Here is an 18770-nt window from a genome sequence, read left to right as displayed (position 1 = left end):
CCCTCTTATGCTCGTTCGAGCGATTTTTCACGAAGTGATTGTAATTCTTCGACGCCATACTGATAGTGTTCTGAACAGAAATGACAAACTGCCTCTGCTCCACCATCTTCATCAATCATCGATTGAATCTCGTCAGGTCCGAGCGCCACGATGGCTGTCGCGAGCTTTTCGCGATCACATGTGCAACCAAACGTAACCGGCACTGTATCGAGGACTTCGTATGATTCACCGAGGACGAGTTCAAGCATTTCTTCCGGTGTTTTTTCTTCTCCGACAAGAATCGAGATTGGTTTTAATGCGGCCACTCGTGCTTCGAGTGCGGCAATCGTTTCTTCCGATGCACCTGGCATCAATTGCACGATTAACCCACCTGCTGCGATGACCGACTCATCTTCCGGATAAACGAGCACACCTGCACCGACGACAGATGGACTTTGTTCTGAGACTGCGAAGTAATACGTAAAGTCTTCACTGATTTCACCGGTTTGGATCGGTGATTGCCCTCCGACGAAGTCACGAAGTCCTAAATCTTTGATAACGGAAATATTTCCGCGACCGACTGCATCGCCGACTTTTAATTTCGTCAGACCGTCTGCATTGACGTACGTATCCATTTCGACACGTGGATGGCTGACGTATCCACGGACCGTTCCTTTTGCATCGGCATCGACGATGATTTTTCCGATCGGACCGTCCCCTTCAACTTTCAGGGTCACACGTGTGTCGCCTTTTTGCATCGTTCCCATCATCGCACCGATTGTCAGCGTCCGGCCAAGCGCCGCCGTGACGACCGGAGTCGTTTGGTGCCGGAGCTGTGCTTCATACACCGACTTTGTCGAACGGATTGCAAATGCACGGACTTCGCCGTTAAAACCGAGCGCCCGTACTAAATAATCATCTTTTAGTTGTGCTAATAATTCTTCACGTTTCATTATTTATTCCCTCACTTATTTCGTTCGTAGATAATACGCAACCCGTCAAGCGTCAAAAATGGATCGACGATTTCAATCGTTGCGGATTCCTCGCTGATTAATCGGGCAAGCCCACCAGTCGCGATGACTTTTGCTTCACCCATTTCTTCTTTCATCCGGTGGACAAGACCGTCCACTTGCGCGACATATCCAAAATACGTCCCTGACTGCATCGCATGAATCGTATTCCGCCCAATCGCGGATTGTGGTTTCGCAATCTCAATGCGCGGCAGTTTTGCTGCTTTGTTATAGAGTGCCTCAGTCGACACCATGACACCCGGTGAAATGATTCCACCGTAATAGCGTTTTTGTGAATCGATATAACAATAGGTCGTTGCTGTCCCAAAGTCGACGATGATCAATGGACCATCATATTTGACCGTCGCGGCGACCGCATTGACGATTCGATCCGCCCCGACTTCCCTTGGGTTATCGACTTTTAAGTCGAGCCCGGTTTTAATACCTGGTCCAATCACGAACGGGCGTCGATTGAAATAACGGACGCACATATTCTCCAGTGGAAACACGACGGGGGGTACGACAGATGATAACACGATTCCCTCGATTTCTTCCACGTTTAACTCTGCATCCCGGAACAAGGCTTTGACGAGCATCCCGTACTCATCGGTCGTCCGTGTCCGATCGGTTGCGATCCGCCAGTGCTCGACCAATGTCTCGCCAGCATAGACACCCAGTACGATATTCGTATTTCCAACATCAATTACTAAGATCATTTGACTGATTCCCCACTTTTCTATACGATACCTGCAATATACGTTGTGATTATACCACGTCGTCTAAGCTTCACCTACCGAAGTGCGCAAGCATCACGGCATATAAAAACAGGACCAGCACCCGCATAGCGGGTACTGATCCTGTCTCGTTGTGTCAGCGATTAAATTTGATCATCACGGCGTGGTTGATCAGGCTTTTCTACATCCACATTTTGACCTTCGTCGATGACTGAACCACGTTGTGTCGGAGATTCTGTCGGTTCATCGATGACAGGAGTCGTCGATTCCGGTTTTTTCTCGTCTTCTGTTTGTTCAGCTACCACTTCTGGCTCGTTCTTTTTGTATTCACCTGTCTCAATGAGGTGGTGAATTTGTTTTTGATCCAGCGTTTCAACTTCAAGTAACGTTGTCGCAATCAAATCAAGCTGATCACGTTTTTCCGTTAAGATCGTTTTCGCTTTTTGGTAACAGCGGTTGATGATCGCTTGGATTTCTGTATCAATCTCATGCGCAATCGCGTCCGAATAGTTTTGTTCATTTTGGAAGTCACGTCCTAAGAAGACATTTCCGCCTTGACCTGAACCGAACTGAAGCGGTCCGAGTTTTTCACTCATCCCGAACTCCATCACCATCTTCCGGGCGAGTCCTGTCGCACGTTGGAAGTCGTTGCTTGCCCCAGTCGATACTTCACCAAAGACGATATCTTCCGCGACACGACCACCAAGCAATCCGGTAATTTTATCTTCAAGTTCTGGTTTTGTCATGAAGTAACGATCTTCTTTCGGAAGCATGACGACGTAACCGCCGGCATTCCCACGAGGAACGATTGTTACTTTATGCACTTCATCCGCATCATCAAGTGTGACACCGATGATCGTATGACCTGCTTCATGCCACGCAACGATTTTTTTCTCTTTCGGCGAAATGATCCGGCTCTTCTTCGCTGGTCCAGCGATAACGCGGTCAATCGCTTCTTCTAGATCGACAATGGAAATCTTATCCCGGTCGGTACGCGCTGCAACGAGTGCTGCTTCGTTCAACAGGTTTTCAAGATCAGCACCAGAGAATCCTGGTGTCCGCTGTGCGATTGCTTTTAAATCGACTGTTGAGTCGAGTGGTTTATTTCGTGCATGTACCTTAAGAACTGCTTCACGACCGACGACATCTGGACGCTCAACCGTAATTTGACGGTCAAAACGACCTGGACGAAGCAAGGCTGGGTCCAAGATATCAGCGCGGTTCGTTGCTGCAATCATGATGATGCCTTCATTTTCACTGAATCCGTCCATCTCAACGAGAAGTTGGTTCAATGTTTGTTCACGCTCATCATGTCCGCCACCGAGACCTGCGCCACGTTGACGACCGACTGCATCGATTTCATCGATGAAGATGATACACGGTGCATTTTTCTTTGCATTTTCGAAGAGATCACGTACACGTGACGCCCCGACACCAACGAACATCTCAACGAAGTCAGAACCTGAAATCGAGAAGAATGGAACGCCAGCCTCACCCGCTGCTGCACGTGCAAGTAACGTTTTACCTGTACCTGGAGGACCGACAAGAAGGACCCCTTTAGGGATACGTGCACCGAGACGTGCAAATTTACGTGGGTCTTTCAAGAATTCGACAACTTCGACGAGTTCTTGCTTCTCTTCGTCTGCACCAGCGACATCTTCAAACGTAATTTTCTTTTTCTCCGTATCATAGAGGCGCGCTTTTGATTTACCGAAGTTCATCACGCGGCCACCGCCGCCGCCACCTTGTGCTTGATTAATTAAGAAGAAGAAGAGAATGAATATGATGATGAACGGGACGATCGTCGTCAGTAACGCGATCCAACCGCCATTCGTCTCTGCTGCTTTAAAGTCCATATTGACACCTTGACTGCGCAATTGTGTATAAAGATCCGTTAACTCCGTATCAACAGCTGGAACAACCGTTTCATACGTCGAATCCTTTTCACGTAAATCACCAGTCACATTATACGTCTGTCCTTCGTACTGGAAGGTAGCCGTCTTAATTTCACCTTTTTCAACCGACTCGACAAACTGTGTGTAATTGATTTCTTTGCTTTTGTTCACTGGACTCTGCAAGTATTGCAGAAACAAGATCAAAGCTAGAAAAATGACCCCAAACACGAGGGTATTCTTCACTGCTCGGTTCATCTTATGCCTCCTCTCCGCACCAACTGACATACCTTCATCAACTGATACGAATCCTGACGCGGCAAAGCGCGCTTTGTAATTGGTTTCATCTTATCATGTGACAGTCAAGATTAAAAATAATTAGCCACCGTAGACTGCCGGCTTCAACACACCAACATATGGCAGGTTACGATATTTCTCTTCATAGTCGAGACCGTAACCGACGACAAACTCGTGTGGAATCACAAATCCACTATAATCCGCGTGAAGATCATTTTTGCGACCTGACGGCTTATCGAGCAATGTCACGATTTTGACAGATTTTGCTTTACGGTACTTGAAGAGATCAACCAAGTATCCAAGCGTCAATCCACTGTCAATGATATCTTCGACAATCAGGATGTCACGTCCTTCTACAGATGTGTTCAAATCCTTTTCGATTTTAACTTCGCCTGTCGATGTCGTTCCACCGTGGTATGTCGAAACATCCATGAAATCCATCTCAAGGTGCATGTCCATCTTTTTGACGAGATCAGACATGAATGGCATTGCGCCTTTTAAGACACAGACGAGCAGTGGAAAACGATCACCATAATCTGCTGTCAGTTCACCCGCGAGTTCACCGACTTTATGTTGGATCTCTTCTTCCGAAATCAGTACTTTCTCCATATCATTCATTAAGGTCATGCTAGGTATTCCTCCTCCATTTTAAACACTACATTACCATTCTATCATTAAATAAGACCGTGCGAGGAGTTCAAATGACCCGAATTTTGCAATTCGATGTCCGACGACCGCTAAAACTTGACCCGTGGCGTCGACGACGACCGGAACTTCTGCCCGAAGATAACGTGGTACTTTCGCATCAATTAGAATCCGGCTTACTTTTTTCGTTCCGATTTCTAGCTGTATCCGGTCCCCTGGCAACTGACTTCGTACCGTCAGCGGGAAAGTAACTTCCGCTAACGGAATCCCTGCATCCCCGTATGAAAACGTCACATCTCGTTCACCATAACGGTATGTTCCCAAATCAGCCCCTACTTGAAACGATTCAAGTGCAGAATCTGTCGTATCTTTCTCGATACAGGTCAAGTATCCGTACGCGCGGCGAATCCTCCAGTTTCCATAATACACTTCGCTCGAGGGCATATCTACTCGGAGCCATGCTAAAAAGCGATCGAAATCCTCTGATGTCAACCGGACATCCGGTAAGAGCACTTGTAAAGCGAGTCGTCTCAAATCTGTCGGCAGCTGGTTGATCTCATCGATTACTATCCCATCCTCCGTCGTATGTCGCGCTACTAATGCTTCGACGTACGCTAAGTGCTCGTCCTGTATCGTTTGACGAAGCCGTGCGGCACGGACCGCCGCTTCTTCGAACCCCGGGCGCACTTGAGCGAGCCTTGGTAAAATATCGTGCCGGATTTGATTTCTTAAGTACTTCGTTTCCGCATTTGTCGCATCCTCACGCCACTCGATTTGTTGACGCGTCGCATAAGCCGTCAGTTCCTGTTTCGTCCAGTTCACCAGCGGACGATGCAACTGACCGGGACCGAACGGGCGATGAATCGGAATCCCGTCGATCGTCGCTTCACCCCGCAACAACTGAATCAATAACGTCTCGAGTTGATCGTCACGATGATGTGCTAAAACTAAGTGACTCCGGTTCGTCTCTTCCATTAAGTTTTCAAAAAACTGATACCGTTTCTCGCGACAACGGGCTTGACTCACCCGTTGTCCACCCCATTCTAAACGGATCGTCCGGAACGGGATATTACGTTCAAAGGCCCAGTTTTCGACAAACGCGGCTTCTTCATCCGATACTGCACGAAGACCATGGTGGACATGGGCAATTAAAAGATCAAACTTCGCCTCGTGCAACAGATGCGCGAGCACCATCGAGTCGCAGCCTCCGGATACGCCGACGATGAGCGGTTCATTCGGAACAGGAGCAATCGTTTCCATGATGTACGCATCCCCTTTTCGAATCTACTATACTAAAAAAAGCCACCTCTATATAATAGAGATAGCTTTTAAAGAATGACCCGTACGGGAATCGAACCCGTGTTACCGCCGTGAAAGGGCGGTGTCTTAACCGCTTGACCAACGGGCCAAAAAAATATGGTAGCGGCGGAGGGAGTCGAACCCACGACCTCACGGGTATGAACCGTACGCTCTAGCCAGCTGAGCTACACCGCCATATTTTTAACTCGTGCGTCTTAAGCACATTTTCTATAATACGGTGGAGTCAAATGAAAGTCAACGCTTTTTATAAAAATAATTTCAAAAAAATAAAAGATGGAATGAACAGCGTCATTCCATCTCTATTCTTATAAAGAACAGGTCAGCAAGTTATTGACGTTTAGCACCGCGTCCGCCACGTTTTGAATCCGTTTGGCGTTTGAGTGTCGCAAGACGATCTTCACTGTCTTTGAGGAAACTCGTCATCAACGTATCGAACGTTTGCTCTTTACGTGGAGCAGGTGCTCCGCGACCACCTTTGTTGAATCCTCCACGATTTCCACCACCGCCGCCACTGCGCGGTCCTTTGTTATCAAACGGACGTGGTCCGCGATCTTGACCGGCCGGGCGTGGGCCACGGTCGAATTGACGTGCAGGACGAGGACGTTCGCCTTCAGGGCGGTCAACAGCCTTCTTGATTGAAAGACCGATTTTACCATCGTTTTCTACACTCAAGACTTTAACTGTGATTTCCTGTCCAACCGTCAAGACATCATTGATATCTTTAACGTAAGAATCTGCCACTTCGCTGATGTGAACGAGACCGGTTTTCCCAGTCGGTAATTCTACGAACGCTCCGAAATTAGTGATGCCTGTAACTTTCCCTTGCACTTTGCTGCCTACTTCAATCGACATAAATTGTATTGCTCCTTTTTAGTTGATTCATTTCTTATTATACGAGTGATTACATATTTTTTCAATCAATCGGCAACCATCGGTTAATCTTCAGGTGAGAAATAGAAAATTGTTTCGCCTTTTTTCGAGTACAACAACTCACTTCTCGCTAAGTTCGCAACATATTCTTTATCGTTCAGCCGTTCGATTTCCTCTTTCAGGCGTGCCGACTCTTTTTTCGCTTTTGTTTGCTCTTGTTGAGCGACCTGGAACGATTGATTTTGTTCAGCAATCAATTGTTTCTTTTCGATGTATGACCACCCCATGAGAGAAAGGACGATGAGAAAGATTGACATACAAATCAAGAAACGTTTTTTTAAGCGCGATCGGTTCTCAATCGCATTTTGGCTTAATTGCTTTTTACGATCATTGAGCGGTTTAATCTTTGGTGGTGTTTGACGACCTGATTCTAACGGTGCCGGCATATCATCCCTCCTTATCCGAGTGGTCATCTCTGACACTCTTTAGTATACTTCCTTTTTCAGGTAAATTACATTGATTCTTCAGAATTCACTTTTTCTTCACGAATAATCTTATACATGTCCGTCGCTTCTTCTTTTTTCGCATGCTCTTTAATGCCGTCGATTTGAACGGTGACGATTTTGTTTCCGAATCGAATCGTCATCTCATCGCCGACTGCGACGTTACTGCTTGCTTTGGCGACTAAACCATTGATCGTGATACGGCCTTGATCGGCTACTTCTTTTGCGAGTGTCCGTCGTTTAATCAAACGGGATACCTTTAAAAATTTATCGAGTCTCATGACTGTTCCTCCTGCTTCGCTTGATTCCATAACTGATCTTGTTCGTCGAGCGACAACTCTTCAATTGGTCGCTTTGCGAGTTGTTCCACCCGCGTAAAACGGCGAATGAACTTATCGTTCGTCAGCTGCAACGCTTCTTCTCCCGATAATCCCATATATTTTCCGACAAGTGCTAACGAAAATAAGAGATCTCCGAATTCAGCAAGTTGCTCTTTTGGCGCTGCTTCTTGTAGTTCACGTATTTCTTCTTGTACCTTTTCAAGCGCACCACTGACTGTGTCCCACTCAAAGCCGACTTTTGCGACTTTTTTCTGAATCTGTTCAGCACGCATCAAGGCAGGTGCCCCTTTTGTGACACCGTCGAGCAGATATTTCCGCTCTGGTTTCTCCTGCGACTTGATCGTTTGCCAGTTCGCAACGACGTCTGCCGCCGAATCAACCGTCGTCTCTGCAAAGACGTGTGGATGACGACGAATCATCTTATCGCTGACACTGCCGATGACGTCCCGGATATCAAAGTACCCTTCATCGAGACCGATTTGTGCATGTAACATGACTTGAAGTAAGACATCCCCTAATTCCTCTATCATTAAGTTATCGTCCTGAAGGTCGATTGCTTCCAGTAATTCGTAAGATTCTTCGATTAAATGTTTTTTGAGCGATTCATGCGTCTGTTCTTGATCCCATGGACACCCTCCTTCACCACGTAAACGGGCGATGATGTCCTTGAGCGTCGCAAAATCCCGATTCAGCGCCTTTTCCTCCGTCACCGGCGGCACATAGACCGTCGTCAAATTACTGAGCATCGTCACACGATCCAGTTCATAGAGCGGAACTGTCATGACGTGTTGCTTGCTCGTCCCCGCTGCTGTGACGAGCGTCACCGGGTGTTCATCCGGATAACGTTCCATCAACATGACTTTCAAGTCACCTGCGACAAACGCATCGTACACTTGTCCGATCAGTACGTGTTGACGAATTTGCGCTTCATCAACACGGAAGGCCGTTGCGTCAAGCAATTGAAATCCTTCAATCGGATCTACCCCGACCGCTGCGAACATCGGATCAAGAAAACTTTGTCCACCGACGATGTCGATGTCAGTCGCACGCGCAAGTAGTTGTTGAACGGTACTTTCTGCTACAAGCGGGTGTCCCGGTACCGCATAGATGATTGGCGTTTGTGTCGCCTGATCAAGCAGTGTTTCGACGATGTCCGTATAGACCGCTTCAAAACGGTCGTGCCGCTCATAAATCGAATCAAACGATGTAAATTTCATTCCCTCTGTCGCCAGTTCTGAAACGACGGGATGATCTGCTGTCCGTAAATAAACAGGTTGTGTTGTTTCTTTCAATAACTTATAAACGCCAAACGGCAATTGCTCTAGTTCGCCAACACCTAAGCCGACGACTGTAATACGGTGTGTCATATGATTTTCCTCCGATGATGAATTCGATAAAGTTTGTCTCCGAACGGCAATAAAGACCACTCCCGCTCTGTCAGGACCCGCCTGCGCAGTGCAAATATACAAAAGATCAAAGCACCACCGATGACGAGTAGACCCACTTCAAACATCGCTCCAATCCGCGTCTCGAAACCTGCCCATTGAAACAGACGTTCGACCACGTACAAAAACAACGCCATCGGGATGATTGCTTGGAGCAATCGGACGTAGAAAATTCGTCCTGCTGTTACACGTCCGAATTTCCGATTCAATAAGATGAGTTGTGCTGATGCCATCATTGCGAATCCGCCGAATGTCGCCATTCCCGCCCCGATCATACCATAACGGGGCAACAAGTAGATGTTTAATAACAGCTTGACGACCAGTCCGAGCACGACGCCTGCAAAGGCATATTTTTCAGCATCGACGGACTGGAGACAAGAGATGATAATCATCGAGAGCGATGCCGTAAAGGCCGTCGCAGCAAGCCAACTGAGCGCAATCGTCCCTTTATCATCTTGATAGAGCGCGATGTTGAGTGGACGCATGACACTAAACAATCCGACCGTCGCAGCTGCCGCGACCAATAGACCAGAACGAAGGAGTGTTTCAAGGTGCAACCGTGTCGCCGCGTCATTTTGTTTACGATACTCCGTCAGCAACGTCGGAACACTGGCCAGACTGATTGACGTCGCAAATAAAATTGCGAACTGCAACAATGGATAACCACGATCAAAAATCCCCTTCTCGATTTTCGTCTCCATCGTATCCCCGAGCAAGTTGACGAACGTCAATCCATCAATCAACTGCATCAACAGTAAAGCAAGCGACGCGATACTGACCGCCATCCCACTCGTCAATAAGACTTTCCCGACACGTTTTAAATGACGCTTCGAGACGACCGGGCGACCAATCCGCCCTTTCGCGAAGCGAAGGAGCAACAACAATGAAGCGACGCTGCCACCGAGCGCCGTCACGTGTGCCGCAGCACCGATTTGATAAGGATTCGCTCCGATCGAGACACCATAATACGTCACGAGTAACAATAGACAGACACGCACGGCATTTTCCGTAATTTGTGAAAAGGCGGTCGGTCGCATCTCAAGGTCTGCTTGAAACATTCCTCGTAACACGGCAATGACCGGCAATAAATAAAACGTCAACGTCACAGCACGTAACGGAAGGACGAGCTTCGGATCTCCGAACAGTAAAGCAAGTTCTGGTGCGATGATCCAGCCGAGCAGACCGAACACTAACGAAAGACTCGCAAGGACAAAGAAAATCGACCAGAGAACCTCTCGTTTTTCTTCCGGGTGATGCAACGTCAACTTTGCGACGATGACGGGTAGCGCATAAATCCCCAGTGCTGCCGCAATCGCGAATAATGGATAGACCGTCTGATAGACGTACAATCCAAAATCCCCTGCCATGTTTTGATACGGAATCCTATAAAAAAAGCTCAGCAGCTTTGAGACGTAACTCGAGATCGCCAGGAGCGCTGCCCCTTGCGCAATCGTTCGCCGTTGACTCATCGCATCGAGATCCGGCGGTCAAGTTCAGCGAGCAACCGCTCTGCTTGTTCCGTTGTTTGTTGAACGGTTTGTTTGCCACGGTTCAACGTCAAAACAAGTTTTCCTTCTTGTTGTCCCATGCCGAGTCCGCGACCAATCGGTACCGTCCACTTGACGAAATCCGCAACATCGAGCGTCTGAGTCGTTTGTTCGGATAAGACGATCTCGATTTTCGGGTCCGTTTGTTTGACCCGCTCAATCCGAGCCCGTTCAGCAAAAATCCGCATCCGCGTCAACTGAATCAATCGTGCGACTTCATTCGGGAATTCACCGAAGCGCTCCAGCATCTCTCCTTCGAGTGCATCAAGACTTTCTGTCGTATCAACATACTTCAAGCGTTTATAGAACTCAATTTTCAGTTCAGAATCCGACATATAATGACTCGGAATATACGCATCGAGACTGAACGTAAAGTCTGGTACGAATTTTTGGACACGTTGTTTCCCTTTCATCCGTTCCTTCCGTTCTTCGACGGCTTCCGATAACATTTGTGAATACAAATCGAACCCGACTGAATCGATAAAACCGGATTGTTGGGATCCGAGCAGATTCCCGGCACCGCGAATCGACAAGTCACGCATGGCAATCTTGAAGCCACTTCCAAGCTCCGTAAATTCCTTGATCGCCTGAAGACGACTCTCGGCGACTTCGGTCAACCGTTTTTGCGGACGGTACGTAAAGTAGGAATACGCGACACGACTTGAACGTCCGACACGACCACGCAGTTGGTAGAGCTGTGATAGACCCATTTGATCGGCATCGTTGACGATCAATGTATTGACGTTCGGAATATCGATCCCCGTTTCAATGATTGTCGTACTGACAAGAACATCGGCATCCCCCTCGAAGAAGGCAATCAATTGACTTTCAAGTTCCGTCTCTGTCATCCGACCATGTGCCGTGACGACACGTGCTTCCGGAACGAGCGCCCGGATTTCCTCCGCCTTCCGTTCAATCCCTTCAACGCGATTGTAGAGGAAAAAGGCTTGCCCCCCTCGACCAAGTTCACGTTCAAGTGCTTCACGCATGATGATTCCGTCGTACTCCATCACGTACGTTTGGACAGGATAGCGGTTTTCAGGCGGTGTCTCGAGGACCGACAAATCACGAATCCCGATCATCGACATGTGTAAGGTCCGTGGAATCGGTGTCGCCGTCAACGTCAAAACATCGACATTCGTTTTGAGTTGTTTCAATCGTTCTTTATGTTTAACACCGAAGCGTTGCTCTTCATCGATGATCAACAGACCAATGTCAGCGAACTGAACATCTTTTGATAAGACACGGTGTGTTCCGACAACGACGTCGATCGTTCCTTCTTTCAAGCCTTTTTTTGTTGCTTTCAGTTCTGACGCCGATCGGAACCGACTCATGACTGAAACATTGATTGGCCATTCGCTGAATCGCTCGAGCATCGTTTCATAGTGTTGTTGGGCAAGAACAGTCGTCGGTACAAGGAGAGCGACTTGTTTCCCTGCCATAACTGCTTTAAATGCCGCCCGAATCGCGACTTCCGTTTTCCCGTATCCGACGTCTCCACATAACAGACGATCCATCGGACGCGGCCGTTCCATATCTTTCTTAATCTCTTCAATCGACCGGACTTGATCGACCGTTTCCTCGTACGGGAACGAGGCTTCGAATGCCTGCATGCTGTCATCATCTTCCGGGAAAGCAAATCCAACTGCCGCTTCTCGTGTCGCATACAATTTGATTAGTTCATCTGCGATGTCCTCAACTGATTTTTGGACTTTCGCTTTGACTTTCTTCCAGTCCGTTCCGCCGAGTTTATAGATTTTCGGTTCTTTTCCTTCTGCTCCGACGTATTTTTGAATCAAGTCGATTTGGTCAACCGGAACATACAAGGAGTCGTCACCGGCATAGACAAGGTGCAAGTAATCTTTATGGTTCCCTGCGACATCAATCGTTTTGATGCCGTGGTAACGACCAATTCCATGGTGGATATGGACGATATAATCACCCGTCTTCAACTCTTGGTAACTTTTGATCCGTTCCGCGTTCGTCAATTTCGTCGTCTGTTTCCGGCGACGGGTCGGTTGCTTAAAGACTTCTTCTTCCGTCACGACGACGAGTCGTGCATTCGTCATTTCGAAACCACCATGAATGCCACCGATTAAAATCGACGGATGTCCCCGACGCATATCTTCTTCTGCCGTATGCAAGGACGCTTCGACACCGTAGTCGGAAAGTGTCTGCCGCATCCGCTCCGCCCGCTCTTTGTTACTCGCAAGAAAGACCATCCACATGTCTGCCCGGGCATACCGATCGATTTCCTGTTTCAGACGTTCCATTTGGCCATGAAACGGAGCGATCGGTTTGATGTTGAAGTGAATCGCTGCACTTTCAGGGACGCCGCTTCTGCGTGTCGGAAGGAGCGACAAGTAGAGTAGCTGACGTTGTTCGAAGACTTTGAGCATCGGAACCGAGAGAATGTAATCACTAACGCTTTGCCCCCGTTCAATCAACGAAGCCATCCATTCCGCTTCTTCCGCATCCTGAACTTCCGCCGCTTCTTCGATCCGTGCGATTTCATCGACGATCAAGACGGCATCTGTGATATCAGCCAGTAATGTCTTCTGATACAGTAACGGCGCGTATTTCGCGAGTTGTTTCGGTCGCTCCCCACTTTCGAGCAATTCGACGTCATAGGCGATCCCTTCTTCAAGTGCTGCAAGGACTTCCGTGCTTTGGACACGTTCTTTCGTCGCTTCATAGAGTGCACGCAACCGTTCACCCGCGGCACGGAGATTTTCCGTCGTCGCAAAGTGTTCAGCTGCCGGTGGAAGCAACGCTTCTGCGACCACACCGAGTGATCGTTGCGTTTCTGCATCGAATGTATAAATCGAGTCGACTTCTTCATCAAATAAATCCAATCGATAGGGACGGTCGACCGTCAACGGATAAATATCGATGATACTCCCGCGGACTGAAAATTCTCCCGGTGTCGTCACGGTCGCCGTCCGCTCATATCCGGCGTCGACTAATTCTTGAATGAAGTCCGGAATCGCCAAGATATCGCCCGGCTTAATCCGTTTCGTATGTGCTAAGAAATCACTTGCAGGTGGAGCATACCGTCTGAGACCGACGAGTGGGATGATTAAAATACCATCATCGGTCGTCAGGAGCCGGTGCCGCGTTTCAATCCGTGTCGCCCGTAATTCCGGGCTCGCCCCGTACGATAATTCAGCGGCCAATGTCTCGTCGACCGGGTAGAGCATCACTTCCTGTTCAGGCACTAGTTCAATCAAATCATCATACAGTTTTTGCGCTTGAAACATATTGTGGGTGACGATGACGAACCGTTTTTTTGTTTCTTGATAAATGCCTGCGACGAACAACGCTTTCCCGCTATTCATCAAGCCTGTGATGAGTTGGGCATCGACCCCTTGTCGAAAACGCTCACGGACCGTTTTTATTTCTGGTATTCCGAGCAACAGATTTTGTAGTTGTTTCATAGTTTCCCCTCCTAAGACGACAGCAAAAACGCTTTGGAATTCCAAAGCGTTTCGTTCAGTTATAGCGATTCATCAAAGCCAAAAATGGTGTATCGGTAAAGTCTGTCGCGATTTTCACAGCGTCCGCCAATACTTCCCGCAAGACAGGTTGTTCTGCTTTTGAGAACGGCATCAAGACCCAATCGATGACTTGAATCGGAGCAGGCGGACGACCGACACCGAGTTTTAAGCGTTTAATTTCTTGTGTGCCTAAATGCTGAATAAGCGACTTGACACCATTATGCCCACCGGCGCTTCCTTTTGAGCGAAGACGCATCTTTTCAAGCGGCAAATCGAGATCATCATAGATGACGAGGACGTCTTCGACCGCGATTTTATAAAAATCCAGGAGCGGACGAACTGCTTCCCCGGATAGATTCATGTAAGTCAATGGTTTGACGAGCACAACACGTTCCCCATTTATCATTCCCGTTCCGAAGACTGCTTTAAACTTCGACTCGGATAATTTTATTCCGTGTTCCTCCGCCAACGCATCAATCGCGAGGAAACCGATGTTGTGACGTGTGTTCGTATATTTAGCTCCAGGGTTCCCTAGACCGACGATACATTTCATATCGCTACCTCCTTTTGTTCATTTCCTTTGATGAAAAAAAAGCACGAACAAGGGTCCGATTTCAAAAAACCGGACCTCATCGTTCGTATCTGTTTGTTGATCAGCTAAAGAGCGGGCTGATTGATTTTTGTTCATGGACACGGATGATTGCTTCTGCAAGTAACCGCGCGACAGAAATTTGTTTGATTTTGCTTGCGCATTCACGTTGCGTCAAGTCGATCGTGTTCAAGACGACGAGCTCTTCAATCGCTGAGTTCTCAATCCGTTCCATCGCTGGACCAGAAAGAACAGGGTGCGTACAACAAGCATAAACTTGTTTCGCCCCATTTTCGATTAAAGCGTTCGCAGCAAGTGTAATCGTTCCTGCCGTATCGATGATGTCATCGATGATGATGGCGATTTTGCCATCGACTTGACCGACGATGTTCATGACTTCCGCGACGTTCGGTTTCGGACGACGCTTATCGATGATTGCGATCGGTGCTTTTAATTGTTCTGCTAATTTACGTGCCCGTGTAACACCGCCATGGTCTGGAGAAACGATGACGAGTTCATTTGGGTCGATGTTTTTCTTCTCGAAGTAAGTAGCAAGAAGTGGAACACCCATTAACTGATCTACTGGAATATCGAAGAAACCTTGGATTTGAGCGGCATGGAGATCCATCGTGACGACACGTGTCGCTCCTGCGACTTCAAGTAAGTTCGCAACAAGTTTTGCTGTGATCGGCTCACGCGAACGTGCTTTACGGTCTTGACGTGCATAACCATAATACGGCATGACGACGTTGATCGTCCGTGCAGAAGCACGTTTTAATGCGTCAATCATGATGAGGAGCTCCATCAAGTTCTCGTTGACCGGCTGACTTGTCGATTGGATGATGTAGATATCATCTCCGCGAACGCTTTCTTCGATGTTCATCGAGATTTCGCCATCACTGAAGTGTTTGACTGAACTTTCGCTAACGGGAATTCCGATGACCTTAGCGATTTCCTCTGCCAGTGGTTTGTTCGAGTTGAGTGCGAAAATACGAATTTCATGTTCTAAGACAGTAGACATGTTTAGGTGGCCTCCATTTGTTTGGTTTAGACGAGTAGAGCGACAAGTAATGAATAAGGTATAGCTGAATTAACGATAATCAGGTTTTGTCGTTTGACGCTCACGGGCGATCGCAAGACCGTTTTCCGGAACATCATCTGTCACTGTCGAACCTGCTGCGACGAGTGCATTTTTACCGACTGTGACGGGGGCAATCAAGTTGACGTTACAACCGATGAACGCATCATCCTCGATGACCGTTTCGAACTTGTTTGTTCCATCATAGTTGACGGTGATTGATCCACATCCTAAATTGACGTTTTTACCAATCGTTGCGTCTCCGACGTAACTCAAGTGTGCCGATTTACTTCCTTCACCGAACGTCGATTTCTTGACTTCAACGAAGTTACCGACACGCGTGTTCGCTCCGAGCACCGCTTGCTGACGCAAGTGCGCGAATGGACCGACTTGTGCCGCTTGCCCGATCCGGCTATCGGTTACGACCGACTGACGGACGACGGCAGCATCTGCCACTTCACTGTTACGGATGTCACTATTCGGTCCGATGATACATTCAGACCCGATGATCGTCTTCCCAAGCAATTGTGTCCCTGGGTAGAGCGTGGTATCCGAACCAATCGTAACATCTGGTCCGATATAGGTCGATGCCGGGTCGATGAATGTGACACCTTGACGCATCCAATGCTCGTTCGTCCGCTTACGCATCGACGTCTCAGCTTGCGCGAGTGCGACACGGTCATTGACACCGATTGTCTCTTCAAACGTCGGCGCCGCATAGGCAGCAATCGTTTCGCCATCGGCTTTCGCGATTTCGATGACATCCGGCAAGTAATACTCTCCTTGGACATTATCGTTCTTGACTTGTTTTAACGCAGCGAACAACAACTCATTATCAAACACGTACGTTCCTGTGTTGATTTCTTTAATCGCGAGTTCTTGTTCTGTCGCATCTTTATGTTCAACGATTTTTGAAACATGTCCCTCTTCACCACGAATAATCCGACCATATCCAGTCGCATCATCCGCATGAGCCGTCAAGACGGTCACTTTTGCACCCGTTTCTGCATGGTGGTCGAGTAACGCGGCTAACGTCTCACTCGTTAAGAGTGGTGTATCCCCACAGACGACAAGCGTCGATCCTTTTTCGTTTCCAAGTACCGGTTCTGCCATTTGAACAGCATGACCCGTGCCAAGCTGCTCACTTTGAAGCGCATATTCCACCGATGTGCCAAGCACTTCTTTTACAGACTCCGCACCATGCCCAACGATTACGACTTGACGTTTGACGCCAAGTGTCGCGAGTTGGTCCACGACGTGTTGTACCATAGGTTTCCCAGCTACTGGGTGGAGTACTTTGTAGAGTTTTGATTTCATGCGTGTTCCTTTACCAGCTGCTAGAATTACCGCGAAATGATTCATCCTTGTCGCTCCTCCACGTAAATTAGTGTTGATTTCGTTCAGAAATAGTACACTCGTACCAACTATAACGAAAATGAGGCCACTATTCAATCACAGGACCGAGTCAAATTGATGAAACATCCATTAAAAACAGACTGTAGACAACGTGAGGAGGCTGACTCATAAGTCGTTTTAAAATCAACCTTTGTGATGGACGGGCTTTTCTTTTCATTGCTTTCATCGAAAGAGGCGCAACCCGTTGTTGTTTTGTAAGAAGATTGCAGCAAACCTTTTTAACAGCAAAAAAAAGACCGGTCCGCCGCAATACGGGAAACCGGTCTTCTCTATTAAGGGCGATCTGTCAATTCGACTGATGTCAGCTCTAAATCGAGCGCCTCTTCATTTTCTTCACGCAACACATATGCTTCTAGTACTGAATCTTCGACCTTTTTTCGCATTAATGCATTGATTGGATGAGCGACATCACGAAAGATGCCTTCTTGCGTCCGTTTGCTCGGCATCGCGACGAAGAGACCACTGTTCCCTTCAATCACACGTAAATCGTGTACTACGAATTCGTGATCGAGCGTAATCGAGGCGAGTGCTTTCATGCGCCCCTCTGCCACGACGCGACGAATTTTAACGTCCGTAACGTTCATTTTGTCCGCACCCCTTTTAGTAACCGATGTCACAACTCTTCGTTGTCTACTTCTACTTACGGTTCAAAACAAATAAAGGTTTAGCTTTTTCCAATCTTTTTAGGCATAATTTCCAAAAGTTTGATAATCACAGTATAGTTTCAAAGAAATCACGTGTCAAATTCAGGTATTCCCATCACTTGTGAAATACTGGTCGACGTTCCCACGCTTCACTTGAATCTGTCCGAGATCGACATCGACGTCGGCAAGTTTCATTAAGCTGACGTATTCACTGACCATCTTCTTCTCGGCACCTTCTGCTTCAATCAAGACCCCGACACCGGCTACTTTCGCTTCGAACTCGCTCAGTAAACTCATCATCCCACGAATCGTTCCCCCAGCTTTCATGAAGTCATCAATCAACAAGACGTTCGCTCCGCGCGGAAGACTTCGTCGCGCCAGTGCCATCGTCCGAATCGCTTTTGATGAGCCTGATACGTAGTTGATGCTGACGGTCGACCCTTCCGTAACACGACTGTCCGAACGAACGATCACGAACGGTACACCGAGTTGTTCAGCGACGGCGTAAGCAAGCGGGATTCCTTTTGTCGCAATCGTCATGACGACATCCACTTTTTTCTGACTGAAGACAGATGCAAAAACTTGTCCCATCTGCTTGACCATCCGTGGATTGCCAAGTAAATCTGTCAGATACAAATACCCACCCGGCAACAGACGATCTGGCCGTGCGACGCGTTCACATAAATCATCGATGAACGGTAATGCTTTTTCGCTACTCCATGTCGGAATGAACATGACACCGCCCGCAGCCCCCGGGACTGTGACGAGTCGTCCTGTTCCTTCATGCTCTAACATTTCACTCACGATATCTAAATCTTCACTGATTGACGATTTTGCAGATTTATAGCGTTCTGCGAAAATTGTCAATGAGATCAGATGATGCGGATGGTCGAGTAGATAACGTGTCATATCGACTAACCGACCACTTCTCCGAATTTTCATCTAAATTGTTCCACCTCTCCG

16 protein-coding genes and 2 tRNA genes are annotated in these 18770 nt (G+C 47.8%); all 18 read right to left on the bottom strand.

The genetic code is table 11. The features are described from left to right. Positions 1–5: 5 nt before the first annotated feature. On the bottom strand, positions 6–932 hold the full coding sequence (gene hslO / locus KNQ05_RS15205; protein WP_029332221.1) for an Hsp33 family molecular chaperone HslO: 927 nt from the start codon (positions 930–932) through the stop codon (positions 6–8). Between the two features lie 11 nt (positions 933–943). Further along, positions 944–1705, bottom strand: a complete 762-nt coding sequence (locus KNQ05_RS15200; protein WP_088835982.1) for a type III pantothenate kinase — start codon at positions 1703–1705, stop codon at positions 944–946. A 161-nt stretch (positions 1706–1866) separates the two neighbouring features. Then, positions 1867–3873, bottom strand: a complete 2007-nt coding sequence (gene ftsH, locus KNQ05_RS15195; RefSeq protein ID WP_088835981.1) for an ATP-dependent zinc metalloprotease FtsH — start codon at positions 3871–3873, stop codon at positions 1867–1869. Between the two features lie 120 nt (positions 3874–3993). Next, the gene (gene hpt, locus KNQ05_RS15190; protein WP_012368964.1) at positions 3994–4539 is read right to left on the bottom strand and encodes a hypoxanthine phosphoribosyltransferase; all 546 of its coding nucleotides are present in this window, start codon (positions 4537–4539) and stop codon (positions 3994–3996) included. Between the two features lie 33 nt (positions 4540–4572). Continuing rightward, positions 4573–5817, bottom strand: coding sequence for a tRNA lysidine(34) synthetase TilS (gene tilS / locus KNQ05_RS15185; RefSeq protein WP_214767901.1), 1245 nt, complete (start codon positions 5815–5817; stop codon positions 4573–4575). 76 nt (positions 5818–5893) lie between these two features. Then, positions 5894–5965: transfer RNA gene (locus KNQ05_RS15180), tRNA-Glu, on the bottom strand. 9 nt (positions 5966–5974) lie between these two features. Then, positions 5975–6051 (bottom strand) — tRNA-Met (locus KNQ05_RS15175). Positions 6052–6204: 153 nt separating this feature from the next. Continuing rightward, positions 6205–6729 (bottom strand): S1 domain-containing RNA-binding protein, encoded by a 525-nt coding sequence (locus KNQ05_RS15170; RefSeq protein WP_088835979.1) that lies wholly within the window; start codon positions 6727–6729, stop codon positions 6205–6207. Positions 6730–6812: 83 nt separating this feature from the next. Beyond that, positions 6813–7193 carry an FtsB family cell division protein gene (locus KNQ05_RS15165; protein WP_088835978.1) on the bottom strand — a complete coding sequence of 127 codons (381 nt, stop codon included), beginning with the start codon at positions 7191–7193 and terminating at the stop codon, positions 6813–6815. A 65-nt stretch (positions 7194–7258) separates the two neighbouring features. Beyond that, on the bottom strand, positions 7259–7531 hold the full coding sequence (locus tag KNQ05_RS15160; RefSeq protein ID WP_214767903.1) for an RNA-binding S4 domain-containing protein: 273 nt from the start codon (positions 7529–7531) through the stop codon (positions 7259–7261). Beyond that, positions 7528–8958, bottom strand: a complete 1431-nt coding sequence (gene yabN, locus KNQ05_RS15155; RefSeq protein WP_214803555.1) for a bifunctional methyltransferase/pyrophosphohydrolase YabN — start codon at positions 8956–8958, stop codon at positions 7528–7530. The genes KNQ05_RS15160 and yabN overlap by 4 nt, the downstream gene beginning before the upstream one ends. Then, complete coding sequence (locus KNQ05_RS15150) at positions 8955–10505, bottom strand: polysaccharide biosynthesis protein (RefSeq protein WP_088835975.1); 1551 nt, start codon at positions 10503–10505, stop codon at positions 8955–8957. The genes yabN and KNQ05_RS15150 overlap by 4 nt, the downstream gene beginning before the upstream one ends. Beyond that, complete coding sequence (mfd, locus tag KNQ05_RS15145) at positions 10502–14020, bottom strand: transcription-repair coupling factor (protein WP_088835974.1); 3519 nt, start codon at positions 14018–14020, stop codon at positions 10502–10504. Before mfd ends, KNQ05_RS15150 begins: the two co-directional genes overlap by 4 nt. A gap of 55 nt (positions 14021–14075) precedes the next feature. After that, positions 14076–14633 carry an aminoacyl-tRNA hydrolase gene (gene pth / locus KNQ05_RS15140; RefSeq protein WP_088835973.1) on the bottom strand — a complete coding sequence of 186 codons (558 nt, stop codon included), beginning with the start codon at positions 14631–14633 and terminating at the stop codon, positions 14076–14078. A 100-nt stretch (positions 14634–14733) separates the two neighbouring features. Next, a complete protein-coding gene (locus tag KNQ05_RS15135) occupies positions 14734–15690 on the bottom strand; it encodes a ribose-phosphate diphosphokinase (protein ID WP_029332210.1) in 957 nt (318 codons plus the stop codon). A 69-nt stretch (positions 15691–15759) separates the two neighbouring features. Further along, complete coding sequence (gene glmU, locus KNQ05_RS15130; protein WP_214767913.1) at positions 15760–17109, bottom strand: bifunctional UDP-N-acetylglucosamine diphosphorylase/glucosamine-1-phosphate N-acetyltransferase GlmU; 1350 nt, start codon at positions 17107–17109, stop codon at positions 15760–15762. A gap of 326 nt (positions 17110–17435) precedes the next feature. Then, on the bottom strand, positions 17436–17747 hold the full coding sequence (gene spoVG / locus KNQ05_RS15125; RefSeq protein ID WP_088835971.1) for a septation regulator SpoVG: 312 nt from the start codon (positions 17745–17747) through the stop codon (positions 17436–17438). Positions 17748–17909: 162 nt separating this feature from the next. Next, positions 17910–18749: a pur operon repressor gene (purR, locus tag KNQ05_RS15120; RefSeq protein ID WP_029332207.1), complete on the bottom strand. Its 840-nt coding sequence runs from the start codon at positions 18747–18749 to the stop codon at positions 17910–17912. Positions 18750–18770 lie beyond the last annotated feature (21 nt).

Source organism: Exiguobacterium sp. s125 (assembly GCF_018618605.1).
Taxonomy (GTDB): Bacteria; Bacillota; Bacilli; order Exiguobacteriales; family Exiguobacteriaceae; genus Exiguobacterium_A; species Exiguobacterium_A oxidotolerans.
The sequence above is the reverse complement of the archived record's forward strand: the minus strand, read 5'-3'. Positions and strand labels throughout refer to the sequence as shown.

Bases quoted from the DNA above. Each gene is read 5' to 3' on its own strand.
- ftsH (WP_088835981.1), bottom strand. From the start codon at position 3,873: ATGAACCGAGCAGTGAAGAATACCCTCGTGTTTGGGGTCATTTTTCTA.
- mfd (WP_088835974.1), bottom strand. From the start codon at position 14,020: ATGAAACAACTACAAAATCTGTTGCTCGGAATACCAGAAATAAAAACG.
- KNQ05_RS15135 (WP_029332210.1), bottom strand. From the start codon at position 15,690: ATGTCTACTGTCTTAGAACATGAAATTCGTATTTTCGCACTCAACTCG.
- hpt (WP_012368964.1), bottom strand. From the start codon at position 4,539: ATGACCTTAATGAATGATATGGAGAAAGTACTGATTTCGGAAGAAGAG.
- hslO (WP_029332221.1), bottom strand. From the start codon at position 932: ATGAAACGTGAAGAATTATTAGCACAACTAAAAGATGATTATTTAGTA.
- yabN (WP_214803555.1), bottom strand. From the start codon at position 8,958: ATGACACACCGTATTACAGTCGTCGGCTTAGGTGTTGGCGAACTAGAG.
- KNQ05_RS15200 (WP_088835982.1), bottom strand. From the start codon at position 1,705: ATGATCTTAGTAATTGATGTTGGAAATACGAATATCGTACTGGGTGTC.
- KNQ05_RS15165 (WP_088835978.1), bottom strand. From the start codon at position 7,193: ATGCCGGCACCGTTAGAATCAGGTCGTCAAACACCACCAAAGATTAAA.
- KNQ05_RS15150 (WP_088835975.1), bottom strand. From the start codon at position 10,505: ATGAGTCAACGGCGAACGATTGCGCAAGGGGCAGCGCTCCTGGCGATC.
- KNQ05_RS15160 (WP_214767903.1), bottom strand. From the start codon at position 7,531: ATGAGACTCGATAAATTTTTAAAGGTATCCCGTTTGATTAAACGACGG.
- purR (WP_029332207.1), bottom strand. From the start codon at position 18,749: ATGAAAATTCGGAGAAGTGGTCGGTTAGTCGATATGACACGTTATCTA.
- KNQ05_RS15170 (WP_088835979.1), bottom strand. From the start codon at position 6,729: ATGTCGATTGAAGTAGGCAGCAAAGTGCAAGGGAAAGTTACAGGCATC.
- tilS (WP_214767901.1), bottom strand. From the start codon at position 5,817: ATGGAAACGATTGCTCCTGTTCCGAATGAACCGCTCATCGTCGGCGTA.
- pth (WP_088835973.1), bottom strand. From the start codon at position 14,633: ATGAAATGTATCGTCGGTCTAGGGAACCCTGGAGCTAAATATACGAAC.
- glmU (WP_214767913.1), bottom strand. From the start codon at position 17,109: ATGAATCATTTCGCGGTAATTCTAGCAGCTGGTAAAGGAACACGCATG.
- spoVG (WP_088835971.1), bottom strand. From the start codon at position 17,747: ATGAACGTTACGGACGTTAAAATTCGTCGCGTCGTGGCAGAGGGGCGC.